A 17,721-nucleotide genomic window follows, 5' to 3' on the forward strand; every position below is an offset into this window, starting at 1 on the left:
TCCCAGTCGATGTGGGTGGAGGGGTGGTCGGCGTGGAGGGTTTTGGGGAGGGTGCCGTGTCGTATGGCTTGGATCATTTTGATGATGCCGCCGACTCCGGCTGCGGCTTGGGCGTGGCCGATGTTGGATTTGAGGGAGCCGAGGTAGAGGGGGTGGTGGGGGTCGCGGTTGGTGCCGTAGGTGGCGAGGAGGGCTTGGGCTTCGATGGGGTCGCCGAGGGTGGTGCCGGTGCCGTGTGCTTCGACGGCGTCGATGTCGGTGGTGGTGAGGTTGGCGTTGGCGAGGGCTTGGCGGATGACTCGTTCTTGGGAGGGGCCGTTGGGGGCGGTGAGGCCGTTGCTGGCGCCGTCCTGGTTGACGGCGGAGCCGCGCATGACGGCGAGGATGTGGTGGCCGTTGCGCTGGGCGTCGGAGAGGCGCTCGACCAGGAGCAGGCCGACGCCTTCGGCCCATCCGGTACCGTCCGCGTGCTCCGAGAACGACTTGCACCGCCCGTCCGCCGACAACCCGCGCTGCCGCGAGAACTCGACGAAGGTGTGCGGCCCGTTCATCACGGTGACCCCACCCGCCAGCGCCAGGTCGCATTCACCCGAGCGCAGGGCGTTCGCGGCCAGGTGCATGGCCACCAGCGACGACGAACACGCCGTGTCCACCGTCACCGCCGGGCCCTCCAGTCCGTACGTGTAGGACAGGCGGCCGGACAGCACGCTGGAGAGGTTGCCCGCCAGCAGAAAGCCCTCGAACTCCTCGGGTGACGCGGCGAGTCGGGACGCGTAGTCGTCGTACATGGCGCCGGTGAAGACGCCCGCGTTGCTGCCGCGCAGCAGCGCCGGATCGATCCCCGCGCTCTCGAACGTCTCCCACGCGGTCTCCAGGAGCAGCCGCTGCTGCGGGTCGGTCGCGGTCGCCTCGCGCGGCGACATCCCGAAGAACTCCCGGTCGAACAGGTCTGCTTGGTGCAGGAATCCGCCTTCGCGGGTGTACGAGGTGCCGGTGTGGTCCGGGTCCGGGTCGTAGAGCCGCTCCAGGTCCCAGCCACGGTTGGACGGGAACTCGCTGACCGCGTCCGTCCCTTCGGACACCAGCCGCCACAGGTCATCGGGCGAGGAGACCCCGCCGGGGAAGCGGCAGGCCATGCCGACGATCGCGATCGGCTCGTCCAGGGTGCCCTTGGGGCGGGCCCTGCCCGGGGTGACGGTGGCCGGAGCCTGCTGGGTGCCGATCCGGGAGAGCAGATACGTCACCAGGGCCATCGGCGTCGGGTGGTCGAAGACCGCCGTGGCGGGCAGCCGCAGGCCGGTGGCCGCGCCCAGGCGGTTGCGCAGGTCGACCCCGGCCATCGAGTCGAAGCCGATGTCGTTGAAGGCCCGCTCGGGGTCGACGGCGGCCGCGCCCGAGTGCCCCAGTACGGCGGCGACCGTGGAGCGGACCAGGTCCAGGACGGCGTCCTTGCGCTTGGCCTCGGGGAGCGCGGCGACCTGCCGTACCCAACCGGACTCCTCGCCCGCGCCCGCCCCGGCCCGCGCGGCTCGGCGTGGCTTGGCGCGCACCAGGCCGCGGTACAGGGCGGGCACCTGCTCGGCGCCGGGCGAAGCACCCGCCGCCGCGGCGGCCGGGTCAAGCTGTGCCGGGATCAGCAGCGGCTCGTCGCCGGACAGGGCCGCGTCGAACAGGGCGAGCCCCTCGTCCGGGGTGAGCGGGGTCATCCCGGCCCGCGCCCAGCGGGCGAGGTCGGCGTCGGTGAGGCCCGCGCCCATGCCGTGGCTGGCGTCCCACAGACCCCAGGCGAGGGAGGTCGCGGGCAGCCCGAGCGCCCGGCGGTGCTGGGCGAGCGCGTCCAAGTAGGTGTTGGCGGCCGCGTAGTTGGCCTGCCCGGCGGTACCGGTGATGCCGGACACCGACGAGAAGAGGACGAAGGCCGACAGGCTCTGATCCATGCCCAGACCCAAGCCCAGGTCGTGGGTCAGCTCGTGCAGCAGCAGCGCCGCGTCCGCCTTGGGCCGCAGGACGTCCGCCAACTGCCCCTCGGTGAGCGACTCGACGGTCGCGTCGTCCAGGACGCCCGCCGTGTGCACGATCGCCGTCAGCGGGCGGTTCGTCGGGACACCGGCCAGCAGCGCTGTCAGCGCCTCCCGGTCGGCGGCGTCGGCGGCCGCGATGGTCACGTCGGCGCCCAGCGCCCCGAGTTCGGCCGCCAGCTCGGCGGCGCCCGGCGTGTCCGGGCCACGGCGGCTGCTCAGCAGCAGATGCCGCACGCCGTACTCGGTCACCAGGTGGCGGGCGAACAGCGCGCCCAGGCCACCGGTGCCGCCGGTGATCAGTACGGTGCCGTCCGGATCGAGGGTGCGGGTGGGCGCCCCGGCCGCCCGGGGGGAGCGGGCGAGCCGGGGCACGTGCAGCTGGCCGTCGCGCACGGCGAGCTGCGGCTCCTCGGTGGCGAGGGCGGCTGGCAGCAGGGCCGCCGCCGTCTCCGAGCCATCGAGGTCGATGAGGACCATACGGCCGGGGTGCTCGGACTGCGCCGAGCGGATCAGCCCCCAGACCGCGGCGGTGGTGAGATCCACGTCCTGGGTGGGCGTGGTGGCGACCGCGTTCGCGGTGACCAGGACCAGGGTCGCGTCGGCGAACCGCTCGTCAGCCAGCCACTCCTGGACCAGTGCCAGCACCTGCTGGGCGACGGCGCCCGGCGCCGGACGCGGCGTCGCCGCGGACCCGACCAGATCGGCCCGTACGACCACGACGTCCGCGCCGCCCGTAGTGCCCGCGCCGTTCGCGCCGGGCGCCGCCGAGGCGAGCGGCTCGCCGGGCGTCACCTCGGCCCACACCAGCGCGGTGTCCGGGTCCGCCGCCGTGACCCGCGGCCACTCCACGGTGAACAGCGCGTCGGCTCCGGGCGCGGGCGCGGCGAGCCGGTCCTTGGCGACCGGGCGCAGGGTGAGCGACTCGACGTCGGCGACCGGCGCGCCGGTGCCGTCGGTGAGAGTGAGCGACACCGTGTCGGTACCGGTGGGCGAGATACGGACCCGGAGCGCGGTGGCGCCCGTGGCATACAGGGTCACGCCGCTCCAGCTGAACGGCAGCCGGATACGGTCGGCCGCGCCGGTGTTCTCGCCGGAGTCGGCGTCGTCACCAGCCCCCGCCGCGTCCAGGACCAGCGGGTGCAGCACCGCGTCAAGCAGCGCCGGGTGCACTCCGTACGCCCCGGCACTCTCGTGCAGCGCCTCGGGCAGCCGGACCTCGGCGAGGACATCGGCGCCCTGCCGCCAGACGGAGCTCAGGCCCTGGAAAGCGGGACCATAGTCATAGCCGAGATCCGCGAGCCGCGCGTACACCGCGTCGAGATCCTCCGCGACCACGGCCGCGACCGCGCCAGCCGGAGGCCACTCGGCATCCGGTACGGCCGTCGGCCCCGCTGCCGCCTCGGGAGCCAGGGCGCCCGTGGCGTGCCGGGTCCACGACTGGCCCGTACGGTCGTCGCCGTCCGGGCGGGCGTGCACCGTGAACGGCCGGTGACCACCGGCGGCCGGGGCGCCGACCGCCACTTGGACCCGCACAGCCGTGTCCTGTGGCAGCGGCAGCGGTGCCTCAAGCGTCAGCTCCGCCACCTGCGGGACACCGAGGTGATCCCCGGCCGCCACGGCGAGCTCCAGGAACGCGGTGGCCGGGACCAGCACCGTACCGACGATGGCGTGATCCGCCAGCCAGCCGTGCTCCGCGCGGGAGATGCGGGTGGTGAGCAGCGCCTCCTCACGGTCGGCGAGCTCCACCACTGTGGTCAGCAGCGGATGCCGGGCCGCGTCCAGACCGAGGCTGCGCGCGTCGGTACGCGGCCGGGCCGCCAGCCAGAAGTGCTCACGCTGGAAGGCGTACGTGGGCAGCGCGACCGGAGCCGCACCAGCGCCCGCGCCAGCGCCAGGGAAGAAGGACTCCGCGCGCAACGGCGCCCCGTCGGCGTACGCCTGGGCGATGCCCGCCGCGAAGGTGTCGCCCTCCGGGCGGCCCGCGCGCATCAGCGGCACGGCCGTGACGGCGGCGTCCTCCAGGGTGCGCCGGGCGAGCGACGTGAGTACGGCGTCCGGGCCGACCTCGACCAGGACGGTCGCGCCCTGCGCGGCCAACTCCCGTGCCGCGTCCGCGAACCGTACGGCCTCGCGGATCTGCCGGGTCCAGTAGTCGGGTGAGGTGAGCTGTTCGGTGCTCGCGATCTCGCCGGTCACGGTCGAGACGATCGGGATGCGCGGAGCGTGGAACTCCAGGCCCGCCGCCACCTCGCGGAACGCGTCGAGGATGCCGTCCATGTGCGGCGAGTGGAAGGCGTGGCTCACCGTGAGCCGGTGGACGCGCCGCCCCTGCTCGCGCCAGCTCCCGGCGATCCGCTCGACCGCGTCCGCGTCGCCCGAGATCACCACGGACCGGGCGTCGTTGACCGCGGCGATCGACACCTCGGCCGCGTGTCCGGCCAGCGACTCCGCGATCTCGGCTTCCTCGGCCTCGATGGCGATCATCGCGCCGCCCGAGGGCGCCGCCTGCATCAGGCGGCCGCGGGCCGCGACCAGCCGCGCGGCGTCGGGCAGCGACAGCACACCGGCGGCGTGCGCGGCGGCGAGCTCACCGATGGAGTGCCCGGCCAGCAGGTCGGGGACCATGCCATGGTGCTCCAGGAGCCTCAGCAGCGCGACCTCGACGGCGAACAGCGCGGGCTGGGTGTACGTGGTGCGGTGCAGCTCCTCGGCGATCTCGGTGCCCTCGGGGGCGAACAGCACCTCGCGCAGCGGCCGGTCGAGCAGCCCGTCGAAGGCGGCGAGCACCTGGTCCAGGGCGGCGGCGAACACCGGGTGTGCCGCGTACAGTTCGCGGCCCATGGCGGCGCGCTGGGCGCCCTGCCCGGTGAACAGGAAGGCGGTACGGCCCGCGGTGGCCGCGTTGCCCAGGTGGACACCGGGCGCGTCGGACCCGGTGGCGAGCGCGTCGAGTGCGGTACGGAACGCGGTCAGGTCGGAGCCGAGCACGACCGCGCGCCGCTCGAAGGCGGTACGGGTGGTGGCCAGCGCGTGCCCGACGCCGTCCAGGGACCCGACGCCGTCCAGCGACGCGTCATCGGCCCAGCCATCGACGTACGCCCCGAGCCGCTGGGCCTGGGCGCGCAGCGCGGGCTCGTCGCGGGCGGAGAGCACCCACGGCCGGGGGATGCGCGGGGCGGGGGCGGGCGCGGCGTCGGAGTGCGGGGCGGGCGAGGCGGCCGGGGCCTGCTCGATGACCAGGTGGGCGTTGGTGCCGCTGATCCCGAAGGACGACACGGCGGCACGGCGTGGGCGGTCCGTCTCGGGCCAGTCGCGGGCCTCGGCGAGCAGGGCGAGGGTGCCGGAGTCCCAGTCGATGTGCGGGGACGGCGCGTCGGCGTGCAGGGTCCTGGGCAGGACGCCGTGCCGGATGGCCTGCACCATCTTGATGACGCCGCCGACGCCCGCGGCGGCCTGGGCGTGCCCGATATTGGACTTCAGCGAGCCCAGGTACAGCGGGCGTTCGTCGCCGCGCGCGGCGCCGTAGGTGGCCAGCAGCGCGTCCGCCTCGATCGGGTCGCCGAGCCGGGTGCCGGTGCCGTGCGCCTCCACGGCGTCCACGTCCGCCGCCGTGAGCCCGGAGTCGGCCAGCGCCTGCCGGATGACCGCCTGCTGGGAGCGGCCGTTGGGTGCGGTCAGGCCGTTGCTCGCGCCGTCCTGGTTGATGGCGGAACCCCGGATCACGGCGAGCACCTGGTGCCCGTTGCGCTCGGCGTCGGAGAGCCGCTCCACGAGCAGCAGGCCCACGCCCTCGCCCCACCCGGTGCCGTCCGCGTCCGCGGCGAAGGACTTGCAGCGGCCGTCGGGGGCCAGGCCGCGCTGCCGCGAGAACTCCACGAACATGCCGGGCGATGACATCACCGTGGCGCCGCCCGCCAGGGCCATGTTCGTCTCACCCGAGCGCAGCGACCGTATCGCCAGATGCAGCGCCACCAGCGACGACGAACAGGCGGTGTCGGCGGTCACCGCCGGGCCCAGCAGGCCCAGTTGGTAGGCGATACGGCCGGACATGACGCTGGTCGTGGATCCCGTCAGGACGCTGCCCTGGACGGACTCGGGGGCGTCGTCCATGCGCGGCCCGTACTCCAGGGCGGTCGCCCCGACGAAGACGCCGGTACGGCTGCCGCGCAGGGTGTGCGGGTCGATGCCCGCGCGCTCCACGGCCTCCCAGGCGCTTTCCAGGAGCAGCCGCTGCTGCGGGTCCATGGCCAGTGCCTCGCGCGGCGAGATCCCGAAGAACGCGGCGTCGAACTCGCCCGCGTCGTGCAGGAATCCGCCGTGCCGTACCGCGCTCCTGCCGGGCCGGTCGGGGTCCGCGTCGTACAGGTCCGGGTCCCAGCCACGGTTGACGGGGAAGCCGGAGACGGCGTCGCCACCCTCGGCGACCAGCCGCCACAGCTCATCGGGCGAGGACACCCCGCCGGGGAAGCGGCAGGCCATGCCGACGATGGCGATGGGTTCGCCGTCCTCGGCCCGCCCCGCCGTCTCGTCGGCCGGTTCATCGGCGGCGCCGAGGAGTTCCGCCTCGATGAACGCGCTCAGTTCGTGCGGTGTGGGATGGTCGAAGAGCAGCCCGCTGGGCAGCCGCAGCCCGGTCGCGTCGGCCAGTGTGCCGCGCAGTTCGGTGGACATCAGCGAGCTGAAGCCCAGCTCCTTGAACGGGGTGCGCTCCGGTATCCGCTCGCCCGGCGGGTACTCCAGCACGGCGGCGATGTGGGTGTGCACCAACTCGGTGACCGCACGGGTGCGTTCGGCCCCGGACAGGGTGGTGAGCCGCCTGCCGAGGTCACCCCGCGGCGCGGCGGCCGGCCGCTCGACGGGCGAGTCGTCCGTGAGCGGCTCGCGGGGCGCGCGGCGGGCCGTGGCGTCGAACCAGTAGCGCTGCCGCTGGAAGGCGTACGTGGGCAGCTCGGCCGGGGCGGCGCCGGGGTCATCGGGCCCGTACACAGCGGCCCAGTCGACGTCGGCGCCCCGGACGAACGCGGTCGCCAGCGCGGTCAGCGCGCTCTGCGCCTCAGGCCGCCCGGCCCGCAGGGCCGGTACGGCCGCCAGCGCGCCGGAGTCCGTCGCGGCATCGCGGGCCAGGGCGGACAGCACACCGTCCGGGCCCAGTTCGACGAGCGTGCTGGCGCCCGCGGCCTCCAGGGTGCGTACGGCGTCGAGGAAGCGCACCGGGCGGCGCACCTGCTCCACCCAGTACTCGGGCGAGGTGAGCTGCTCGGCGCTGGCGCGCTCACCCGTGACCGTGGAGACGACCGGGACCACCGGCGCCTGGTAGTCGAGCGCCTCGGCGACGGTACGGAACGCGTCGAGCATCGCGTCCATGTGGGGGGAGTGGAAGGCGTGGCTGACGGTGAGCCGCTTGGTCTTGCGGCCCGTCGCCTCCAGCTCGGTCGCCACCTCCTGGGCCGCGTCCGCGTCGCCGGAGAGCACCACGGCGGTGGGCCCGTTCACGGCGGCGAGGGCGACCCGCCCCTCGCGCCCGGCCAGCAGCGGCAGCACCTCGTCCTCGGTGGCCTGTACGGCGATCATCGCCCCGCCCTCGGGCAGGGCCTGCATCAGCCGGGCCCGCGCGGCCACCAGCTTCGCCGCGTCAGCCAGCGAAAGGACCCCGGCGACATGGGCGGCGGCGAGCTCACCGATGGAGTGACCCGCCAGGAAGTCGGGGCGCACGCCCCACGCCGCGAAGAGCCGGAACAGCGCGACCTCGACGGCGAACAGCGCGGGCTGGGTGTAGCCGGTGCGGTCCAGCTCCCCGCCGTCGCCGATCACCTCCGCGAGCGGCCGGTCAAGGAGCGGATCCAGCGCGGCGGCGACCTCGTCGAAGGCGGCGGCGAACACCGGGAACGCCGCGTGCAGTTCCCGCCCCATGCCGACCCGCTGGGCGCCCTGTCCGGTGAACAGGAAGCCGAGACCGCCGGGCCGCACGCCCCCGGTCACCAGGCCAGCGGCCGGGGAGCCGGAGCCCAGCGCGGCCAGCCCGGCCAGCAGGCCGCCCGGTTCCTCGGCGACGACGACCGCGCGCTGGTCGAAGACCGTACGCCGGGTCGCCAGCGCCCGGCCGGTCTCCCGCGCGGACTGCTCCGGGTGCGCGGCGGCGAACGCGTGCAGCCGCTCGGCCTGGGCGCGCAGCGCGGCCTCGGTACGCCCGGAGACGACCCAGGGCAGCACGGCCGGGACGGCGCCCGGCGCGCCCGCGTCCTGGCTCACGCCTCGGGTCGGTGGCTCGCTCACCACCACATGGCAGTTGGTGCCGCCCATCCCGAAGGAGCTGACGCCCGCGACCAGCGGCCCGTCCTCGCGCGGCCAGTCCGTCAGTTCCCGCTGTACGTCAAGCCCCAGCTCGGCGAGCGGAATGCCCGGGTGCGGCTCGGCGAAGTTCAGGCTCGGTGGCAACTGGCGGTGGTGGACGCTGAGCAGCGCCTTGACCAGCCCGGCGATACCGGCCGCGCCCTCCAGATGCCCGATGTTGGTCTTCACGGAACCGACCCGAAGACGGGCCCCGTCCGTCCGGTCCGCACCGAGCGCGGCGCCCAGCGCGGCGGCCTCGACGGGGTCGCCGACCGGGGTTCCGGTGCCGTGCAGTTCCACGTACTGCACCTGGTCGGCGGAGATCCCCGCGCGCTGGTACGCCTCGCGGAGCACCGCTTCCTGAGCGCTCGCGCTCGGTACCGTAAGCCCGTCCGTGGCGCCGTCGTTGTTGACCGCGCTGCCGCGGATCACTCCGTAGATCCGGTCGCCGTCCGCCTGCGCCCGCGCCAGCGGCTTGAGGACGACGACCGCGCTTCCCTCACCCGGTACGAAGCCGTTGGCGCGGGCGTCGAAGGTGTACGTCGTGCCATCGGGGGACAGCGCGCCGAAGCGGGACTCCGTGACGACGTTCTCGGCCAGCAGGTTGAGGTTCACGCCCGCGGCGACGGCCGTCGTGGACTCGCCGCCGCGCAGGCTCTCGCAGGCGAGGTGGACGGCGACGAGTGAGGACGACTGGGCGGCGTCGACGGTCAGGCTCGGCCCTCGCAGCCCCAGGTAGTACGAGACGCGGTTGGCGATGATCCCGCGGTTGACGCCCGTCATGGTGTGCTGGGTGACCGCGTCCGTGCCGTGCAGGTACAGCAGGTTGGTGTAGTCGTCGCGCAGGGTGCCGACGAACACGGCGGTCCGGCTGCCGCGCAGGGTGGCCGGAACGATCCCGCCGTCCTCCAGCGCCTCCCACGCCAGCTCCAGGACCAGCCGCTGCTGCGGGTCCATCGCGGCCGCCTCGCGCGGCGAGATCCCGAAGAACGCCGCGTCGAACGCGTCCGCGTCGCCCAGGAACCCGCCCCGTACGGGCCGCCCTGTCTCGGCTTCGCTGTCGCCCCAACGGCCGGGCGGGGCCTCGGTGATGGCGCTCGACCCGTCGGTCAGCAGCTGCCAGAACGCGGCGGGGCCGGACGCGCCGGGCAGCCGGCACGACATACCGATGACAGCGATCGGCTCGCTCTCCGCTACGGACCCGCCGGTTGCCATGATGTCGTGCTCGGTCGTCATCACTTACGGATTCCCTTTCCCTGACTGCGTCCTGCTCCGGATTCAAGAATGCCGCTCTTGCTTTCGCATTCGACTGTACGACCGGACAGGTATTCGACCCCCAGTGAGTGACCATGTGCTGGTAATCAGCGGTGTGTTCGCCGCACGGAGTGCCGCGATTACCTCAGGGTGATCCGGGGGTTTCCTCTCGCCGGTACCTTCGACGCGGAATGTATTCCTGGGCCATCGGAGGGAACAGAGTAATGACCAGTAACTCGAACAGTGTCGTGCTGCCTCGCGAGATCGAGGACCACATCGAGAGTTATGTCATCGCCATGAACGCGGGCGACGCCGAGGCCGTCGAGCGTCACTACACCGAGGAGGCCGTCGCGGTCTGGGAGCCCGGCAATCCGCTGTCCGGCGACGCGCGGCGCGCGTACACCAAGGACTTCCTCGTCAACCAGCGCCCGAAGATGGACGCCGTCGTACGGGAGGCGTACGTGACGGGTGACACCACGCTGCTGGTGGTGGACTGGAAGATGGAGATAACCGGCGAGGACGGCAACCGGGAGCAGGTCACGGGCGTGGGCCTGGACGTGCTGCGCAAGCAGGAGGACGGCAGCTGGCTGTACGCCATCGACGACCCGTTCGGCGAGGAGCCCCGCCCGGCCGCGTAGCCGCGAGCACTGTGTGGAACCTGAGGCACTGAGAAGAGCCAGCGGCACTGAGAAGGCCGGGCCCGGAGGGGGGCCCGGCCTTCTCGTTACTCAATCGCTCACGCGGCGGCGTCGGCGACCGGACGGTCTACGGCCATGAGCCACCTGTCGCCCTCGACCCGGCGCACGACATCGGTGCACTGGCCCTTGACGGGGATGAGCTCGCCGTTCTCGTCGGGCAGACCCAACTCGAAGTCCACCACGATCAGGGTCACATCACCCGCGGTGTACGAGTGCTTCAACGTCGAGTTCAGCGTCGGGCCCTTGGCCAGCATCTCCTTGATGGCGCGGGTCCGCTCGGCGCCGGTCAGCGGCTGGCCCGAGAGATTGGAGATGGCGTCGTCCCGGTAGAGCCGGTCGAAGGCCTCGCCCTCACCCGAGTTGAAGGCCTTGAGGAACACGTCGTTCTGCACGTCGGGGTCGGCGGTCAGTTCCAGGCTGTACAGGTCGGTCTCAGCGGACATGGTGCTGTCTCCTTCTCAGGTGATGGATGGTTGTGCTTACGCGTCCCAGACGCCGGTAGCGCCCGCGGACTTCGCGAAGTCGGCGAAGTCACGGGGTACGCGCCCCAGGGCGTCCTGGACGCCGGTCGACAGGTAGGCGCCCTTGCCTTCCCTGATCTGACCGAACAGGTCGGCGCACATCCGCGCGTAATCGGCGGGCACGCCCTGAGCGACCAGTTCGGCCACGTACGCGTCGGCCGAGACCGCGACATAGCGAATGTCCCGCCCGGCCTGACCGGCGACCGCCGCGACCGCGTCGCCGAACGACATCAGTCGGGGCCCGGACAGTTCGTAGGTCCGGCCCGTGTGGCCGTCTTCGGTGAGCGCGGCCACCGCCACCGCGGCCACGTCCGCGCAGTCGATGAACGGCTCGAGTCCGTCGCCAGCGGGCAGCCGGATCTCGCCCTCGTGGACGCCGTCGAGGAGGATGCCCTCGTCGAAGTTCTGGAAGAACCAACTGGGCCGCAGAATCGTCCAGTCCAGGCCGGACGCCCGGACCTCGTCCTCGCTGCCGGTCAGCGACTTGCCGCCCGCGTCCTCGTTGGTGCGGGCCTGTAGCAGGACGACGCGCCCGACACCGCTGGCCCTGGCCAGTCGGCAGAAGGCGCGCACCGAGTACGAGGGGTCCCACTCCACTGGCTGATCGGCCATGTCCACGAGATAGACCGCGCCGGCACCCGCCAGGGCGTCCGGCCAGGTGCTCTCGTCGAACCAGTCGAACCGGGTCGGACTCGACCGACTGGCCGCCCGGACCTCAAGCCCGCGCGCCTGGAGCTGAGCGACGACCCGACTCCCGGTTTTCCCCTTTCCGCCGAGTACCAGAATCGGTTTCGCAGTAGCCGCCTCTTCAGTCATACAAGAAGTGCACCACGTAATCCAGGCGAATCCTATGGGGTATCGGGATCTCCGTTCTTCGCCGGGTATACCGGCCTTGCCGGAGCCGGTAATTCACCGGGTTTCGGCTGTGACCTCGCGATTACCTCGCGGTGGGTGAAGCGAGATGACCGCCACGTACGTTTCTCATCGTGCAGCCATGATCCGGCGGAATACCATGGAGCCCCGTATGACTGATGAGACCTGCCCTTACGCCATAGATACCGCGGGCCGTGATATCCACGGAGAGGCCGCCCAGCTGCGTGCGCGGGGACGCGCCACCCAAGTAGAGCTCCCCGGTGGTGTGGTGACCTGGTGGGTCACCGATCAGGTCCTGCTCAAGGAACTGCTCATCGACCCGCGCGTGTCCCGTGACACCTACCGGCACTGGCCAGCGTGGGAGAACGGCGAGAGCGAACTGGCCAAGACCTGGCCGCTCGCCATGTGGGTGTCAGACCGCAACATGATCACGGCGTACGGCACCGACCATCGGCGGCTGCGCAAGCTGGTGGCCAAGGCGTTCACCGCGCGTCGTTCCGCGGCACTGCGGCCGCGCATCGAGGAGATCACCACGGAACTCCTCGACAGGATCGCCGCGCTGCCCCCCGGACAACCGGTCGACCTGCGCCAGGAGTTCGCCTACCCCCTGCCCACTCAGGTCATCTCGGAGCTGCTCGGCATCCCCGACAGCATCCGTGGCGACCTGCTGAAGGCGGTCAGCAGGATGCTGGACACCTCATCGGACGCCGGTCAGGCGAAGGCGAACGAGCTGGAGCTCTACCGGCTTCTCGACGCTCTGGTAGCCATCAAGCGTGAGTCGCCTGAGGATGACCTGACCAGCGAACTCATCGCCGTACGCGACGACGGTGGAGCGGGGCTCAGCGAGCGCGAACTGGTGGACACCGTACTGCTGATGTTCACCGCGGGCCACGAAACCACCGTCAACCTGCTGGACCAGGCGGTCTACGCCCTCCTCGGGCATCCGGAGCAGCTCGCCATGGTGCTCGGCGGCGACGTTCCCTGGGAGGACGCGATCGAGGAGGTTCTCCGCTTGGAGGCCCCGTTCGCGAACCTCCCCATGCGGTACGCCGTCGAGGACATCGAGCTGGACGACCTCACCATCGCCAAGGGGGAGCCGATCGTGGTGTCGTTCGCCGCGGCGGGGCGCGATCCGGGTGTCCATGGCGCCACCGCCGACGCGTTCGACGTCACACGGGCCACCCGACGGGAGCATGTCGCGTTCGGCCATGGTGTCCACCACTGCGTCGGCGCTCCTTTGGCGCGGCTGGAAGCCTCCATCGGTCTGCCCGCGCTGTTCGCCCGGTTCCCGCGGCTGCGCTTGGCCCAACCCGCCGAGTCCATCGAGCCGTTGGGGTCCTTCGTCTCCAACGGGCACCGCGGCCTCCCGGTCCTTCTGGGAGCGGACATCCCCGTCGGTGCTCGGTAGGCCAGGCCCTGAAAACCCACCCGGTCGGAACGCACCGGGTCTGTTCACACCCTCATGGAGGAAGTTCCTATGGCCGACTACAGCGGCAAGAAGGCCGTCATCACGGGCGGTACGCACGGCATGGGTCTGGCGATCGCCAAGGCCCTGCTCGCCGGAGGCGCCGAGGTCCTGGTCACCGGGCGCAACGAGCAGAACATCGAGGCGGCCAAGGCCGAACTCGGCCCGGCCGCACATGTGGTGCGCTCCGACGCCGGGAGCCTCGACGCCATCGAGCTGCTTGGCAAGATCGTCGATGACAAGCTCGGACGGATCGACCACCTGTTCATCAACGCGGGCACGGCGATCCTGGAGCCCTTCGCGGCGGTCACCGAGGAGTCGTTCGATCGGCAGTTCAACGTGAACACCAAGGGTGCGTTCTTCGCGGTTCAGCGGCTGGCTCCGCTGATCCAGGACGGTGGCTCCATCGTCTTCACCAGCTCGGTGGCGGACACCGGTGGCACGCCGGGGATGAGTGCCTACTCCGGCTCGAAGGCGGCACTGTTCTCCTTCACCCAGGTCTTCGCCTCCGAGCTGCTGCCGCGCAACATCCGCGTGAACGCCGTGAGCCCGGGCTTCATTGATACCCCGAGCATGGGTGTCCCGGGCCTGAGCGACGCGGAGAAGGCCGGCTTCATGGAACTCGGTGACACGATCACCCCGATGAAGCGGCACGGAGCCGTCGAGGAGATCGCCCGCGCGGCGCTCTTCCTCGCCGTGGACGCCACGTACACCACGGGCACGAAGCTGCCGGTCGACGGTGGCCTCGGCCAGGGCGTGCAGTACCCGCAGAGTTAGAGCCCGCGCCAGAGCTCTAGAGCCACGCCAGAGCCAGAGCCCGCGCCAGAGCCAGAGCCCACGCCAGCGGCCCCGACGGGAAGTTCCCGTCGGGGCCGCTGGCGGCTGTGCCGGTGGGTCACACGAGCGCGGCTGCCTGTTCGGCGGCCCGGAAGCCCGTCTCGATCGCACCGTCGATGAAGCCGGTCCAGCCGGACGCGATGCCATCGTTGGCGAAGGCGATACGGCCATGGGGACGCTGCACCGCCGGCAGATGCCGGGTCAGCTGGCCGGGGCGGCGCAGCGCCCAGCCACCGCGGGCGAACTCGTCCTTGCCCCAGTCCTGCGCCCTGACGTCAACGACCTCGGCCTTCGGCAGCATGCGGCGTACGACCGGGTTGAGCTGCGCGGGATCGCTGACGTCCAGCGACGGGTCCTCGCTGAAGCCGATCATGAGCTGCTCGCTGTTCCCCAGGTCGTAGTAGGAGAACAGTGCGGAGATCGGCGCGCCCTCCTCCCCGTTCGCGACGACCCGGCCGACGTCGCCACGTACCCGCGCCCAGAACTTCGCGGCGTTGGGGACACCGCTGCCCTGTTCGGCTACTTCGGCGTGCATGGGTGGCAGGCCGGGCGCGAACCTGATGTGCTTCCAGACGTTGGCGGGAACGGCGACGACCGCGACCGGAGCGCGGAAGATCCGACCGGTGCGTGTGACGACCGTGACGCGCCTGCCGTCATCGGCGATGTACGCCACGGGCTGCCGGTAGATCACGCGGGCCCTGGCATCGGCCAGCATCGCCTCAAGCAGGCCCTTCATGCCGTCGTCCGCGACCTGACCGATCAGCGAGTGCCAGCCCTCGGTGGTGTGTCCTGGCAGTGCCCACCACTGGGCGAGCGCGGTGAGGGCGCCGTCGGCGCTGTTGCCGCCGGAGTAGTTGGACAGGGTGCCGCTGATCCACAACCGGTCTCGCGCGGGCAGCTTCAGGTCGTCCATCCGGTCGCTCAGCGACTTGCCGTCGATGGCGCGGATCTTGTCCTCCGCGTACAGCGGCTCCAGCGGACGGGGAAAGTAGTCCCTGGTCCCCTCGAAGACCCGAGCGAGCAGGTTGTCGTAGTGGGTGAAGGCGTCGAGGCCGAACTCCTGGTACCTGCCGGGCTCGACCGGGAAGACGGCCTTGTCCGGTCCCACGCCCTCGGGGCTCAGACCGAAGCCGTACCGCTTGAGCTCCTTCATCACCAGGTCCTGGCTCGGCGAGAACCAGTTGGCGCCGAGCTCGATGCGCTGACCGGCGAACGTCTGGGTCCAGGTGCGGCCGCCGATACGGTCACGCGCCTCGATGATGAGCGGACGCCTGCCGCGCGCCCTGAGCTCACGCGCCGCCGTCACACCGGCGTATCCAGCGCCGATGACGATCGCGTCGTACGAACCCTCCTCTCCCACCTCCGTAGTACCGGCGAGGTCGCCCGCCGCGACGGCGCCCGCGGCGTTGACAGCGCCCGTGGCGCCCAGCGCACCCACGGCGGCGACGGTTCCCGCCGCCCTCAGCACGCTGCGGCGGGTGACTTTGGTCGCGGGTATGCCTGACGTGGTGTCGCCTTGGTTATCCATGGATCTCCCCTGTGATGGATAGGTCACTGAATAGGTGCGGTAGCGGTGGTGAGGGGGCGGTAACCCACATGTGGCCTGTGTGCGGCGACTGCCACACCCAGGCCACATGTGCGGAAGCCGCTCGGCTCAGAGGAACGGGGTGTCCGCGTCGAGTCCGAGCAGGACGCGCCCCTGGACCTCGAGGTTGGTGCTGGGCAGCAGCAGGGCGTGCTGAGCGAGCCCCTGGGCGTCGCGGTGGAAGCGCTGCATGGGAACGCTGCGCTGGATCACGGTGGCCCCGGACGCGGTGTAGAGGATCTCCACCGCCTCCTTCGCCAGCTGCACCGCGTACGCGGTCTGGCCGCGGACATCGGCCTTCTCGTCGAGCGTGGGCTGCTCGCCGGCGTCGGCACGCTGCTGGAGCAGGCTCAGCACCCGGTCGAGCAGGGCCGCTGCCGCGGAGATCTTGTTCGCCGCCGTGGCGGTCTGGACCTGGGTCAGCGGGTGCTGACGCTGATCGGTCCAGTTGGTGTACGTGATGCCACGACCCGGAATCCGCTCCAGGAACAGCTCGTACGCGCCCTTGGCGACGCCGAGGTACGCGGCCGCGCACTCCGCCATGATGTAGGTGAACAGTCCGTACTGACGGCCAGGTGTGACCTGGTCGGTCCGGCCCGGCGTGGTGTTGAGGATCGCGTCCTCGTAGCTGATGACGCGGTGCTCGGGGACGAACACGCCGCTGGCGGTGGAGGTCGAGCTGCCCGTCGCGGAGGCCGACGAGGTGTGCCAGTCGTCCGCGATCGTGTACTCCGACATGGGCACGATGGCCACGGCCTCGTCATGTGTCCCGTCGGGCCGCTCGACGATGGCGGCGGACATGTTCCAGTCAGCGGCGCGGCAGCCCGAGTTGAACTTCCAGCTGCCGTTGAGAAGGTAGCCGCCCTCGGTGGGGGTGAGGGTTCCGGTGGGAGTGAAGCCACCGGCGATACGGACCGAGCCGCCGGCGTAGATCTCTTCCTGCGCCTGGTCCGGGTAGAGCGCCGCGAGGCCCGCGGAGGACACCCACACCATCGAGACCCAGCCGGTGGAGCCGCAGCCTCGGCTGATCTCCCGCAGCACCTCGGCCTGTTCGGGAAGGGAGAGATCGAGTCCACCGAACCGGCGCGGAGTCGCGATGCGGAATACCCCGGCCTTATCCAGGAGGGTGATGTTCTCCTCCGGAATCCACCGGTTCCGCTCAGCCTCCTCGCCGTTCTCTCGGAGGGTGGGGACGATGTCCCGCACTGCCTGCAATACGGAGGCAAGGGCACTGTCAGTCATTGCTGTCCTCTCTCAAGGGGTCAGAGATCTCTGGGGAAATGCGGCCGAGAACGGGCCCTGTCGGGAACCTCGTCTGATTCATCGCGTGGGCTGCCAACCGTCGGTAATGGGTGAACCGAACTTCCCGTCGAAAAAGAGCAGCCCGGGCTCGTCGCTGCCGTGCCCGGTGCCCAGGACAGCCCCGATGAAGATGGTGTGGTCGCCGGACTCGTGTGCGTCGCTGAGCTCGCACTCCAGCCATGCCAGCGAGCCCGAGAGCAGCGGCGCCCGGGTGTGCTCGCCCGGCCGCCAGTCGATCCCGTCGAACTGGGCGGCGCCCAGGGTGCGCTTCTTGTCCGCGAAGTGCCGCGCGACCTGCTCCTGACCCGCGCCCAGGATGGACACCCCGAACCGTCCGCTGGCGGTGATGGCGCTGTGCATGACCGCGCTGTGGGCTATGGAGCACAGGACGGTCGGCGGGTCGAGCGACACCGAGCTGAACGCGTTCGCCGTCATGGCGTGCGGCTCGTCGCCGCCCACCGTGAGCACCACCACTCCGGTCGCGAACCGGGACATCGTGTCCCGCAGCGCGGCGGGCGGTACGGGAACGAGCGTCTGGGCGGGCGAGGTTCGCGGGGCAGCGGGTTCGATCGTGCTGGTTACAGGAGTCATGTCACCCTCTTTGGATTTGACCATCGTGAACATCCGGTCTGCCCCGATGGGTTATGGGCCGCCAGCGAATTCCGAAGCTAGTCGAAGAGATATTCCGAACCATCACCGTCAAGTAATCGCCGGGTCTTCGGGCGTGCGTGCCAGCTCAATGACCCGACTGTTACCTGTCGTTTACGCGTCCGGCTCCACCATGGGTCACCGGAGCCAGAGGTGCGGTGCCGACCAAGGGGAGAGCGATAGTGAA

At 71.4% G+C, this 17,721-nt stretch carries 9 protein-coding genes; 3 read left to right on the forward strand and 6 right to left on the reverse strand.

Annotated elements, in window-relative coordinates:
* Window positions 1-9,587, reverse strand: a 9,587-nt coding sequence (locus GCN81_RS12530) for a type I polyketide synthase (protein WP_231626671.1), incomplete at its 3' end; no start/stop codon positions are given.
* Window positions 9,588-9,829: 242 nt separating this feature from the next.
* On the opposite strand from GCN81_RS12530, the gene GCN81_RS12535 reads away from it, so the two are divergent.
* Window positions 9,830-10,243, forward strand: a complete 414-nt coding sequence (locus GCN81_RS12535) for a YybH family protein (protein WP_156724640.1) — start codon at window positions 9,830-9,832, stop codon at window positions 10,241-10,243.
* A gap of 98 nt (window positions 10,244-10,341) precedes the next feature.
* On the opposite strand, the gene GCN81_RS12540 is transcribed toward GCN81_RS12535, so the two are convergent.
* Both GCN81_RS12540 and GCN81_RS12545 read right to left on the reverse strand, forming a co-directional pair.
* Window positions 10,342-10,746 (reverse strand): YybH family protein, encoded by a 405-nt coding sequence (locus tag GCN81_RS12540; protein ID WP_156724641.1) that lies wholly within the window; start codon window positions 10,744-10,746, stop codon window positions 10,342-10,344.
* Between the two features lie 36 nt (window positions 10,747-10,782).
* Window positions 10,783-11,640 carry an NAD(P)H-binding protein gene (locus GCN81_RS12545; RefSeq protein ID WP_156724642.1) on the reverse strand — a complete coding sequence of 286 codons (858 nt, stop codon included), beginning with the start codon at window positions 11,638-11,640 and terminating at the stop codon, window positions 10,783-10,785.
* Between the two features lie 208 nt (window positions 11,641-11,848).
* Here GCN81_RS12545 and GCN81_RS12550 point away from each other — a divergent pair, with 208 nt between their 5' ends.
* A complete protein-coding gene (locus GCN81_RS12550; RefSeq protein WP_156724643.1) occupies window positions 11,849-13,105 on the forward strand; it encodes a cytochrome P450 family protein in 1,257 nt (418 codons plus the stop codon).
* Between the two features lie 69 nt (window positions 13,106-13,174).
* Window positions 13,175-13,939: an SDR family oxidoreductase gene (locus GCN81_RS12555; RefSeq protein WP_156724644.1), complete on the forward strand. Its 765-nt coding sequence runs from the start codon at window positions 13,175-13,177 to the stop codon at window positions 13,937-13,939.
* Window positions 13,940-14,057: 118 nt separating this feature from the next.
* Here the strand turns inward: GCN81_RS12555 and GCN81_RS12560 are convergent, their stop codons facing one another.
* From GCN81_RS12560 to GCN81_RS12570, 3 genes are all read right to left on the reverse strand, one after another.
* Window positions 14,058-15,527, reverse strand: a complete 1,470-nt coding sequence (locus GCN81_RS12560; protein ID WP_156724645.1) for a flavin monoamine oxidase family protein — start codon at window positions 15,525-15,527, stop codon at window positions 14,058-14,060.
* Between the two features lie 126 nt (window positions 15,528-15,653).
* The gene (locus GCN81_RS12565; protein ID WP_156724646.1) at window positions 15,654-16,826 is read right to left on the reverse strand and encodes an acyl-CoA dehydrogenase family protein; all 1,173 of its coding nucleotides are present in this window, start codon (window positions 16,824-16,826) and stop codon (window positions 15,654-15,656) included.
* A 78-nt stretch (window positions 16,827-16,904) separates the two neighbouring features.
* Entirely contained in the window at window positions 16,905-17,381 is a 477-nt protein-coding gene (locus GCN81_RS12570; protein ID WP_156724732.1) for a flavin reductase family protein, read from the reverse strand.
* Window positions 17,382-17,721: the final 340 nt, after the last annotated feature.

The sequence above is a fragment of the Streptomyces apocyni genome (assembly GCF_009739465.1).
In the GTDB taxonomy this organism is placed as follows: domain Bacteria; phylum Actinomycetota; class Actinomycetes; order Streptomycetales; family Streptomycetaceae; genus Streptomyces; species Streptomyces apocyni.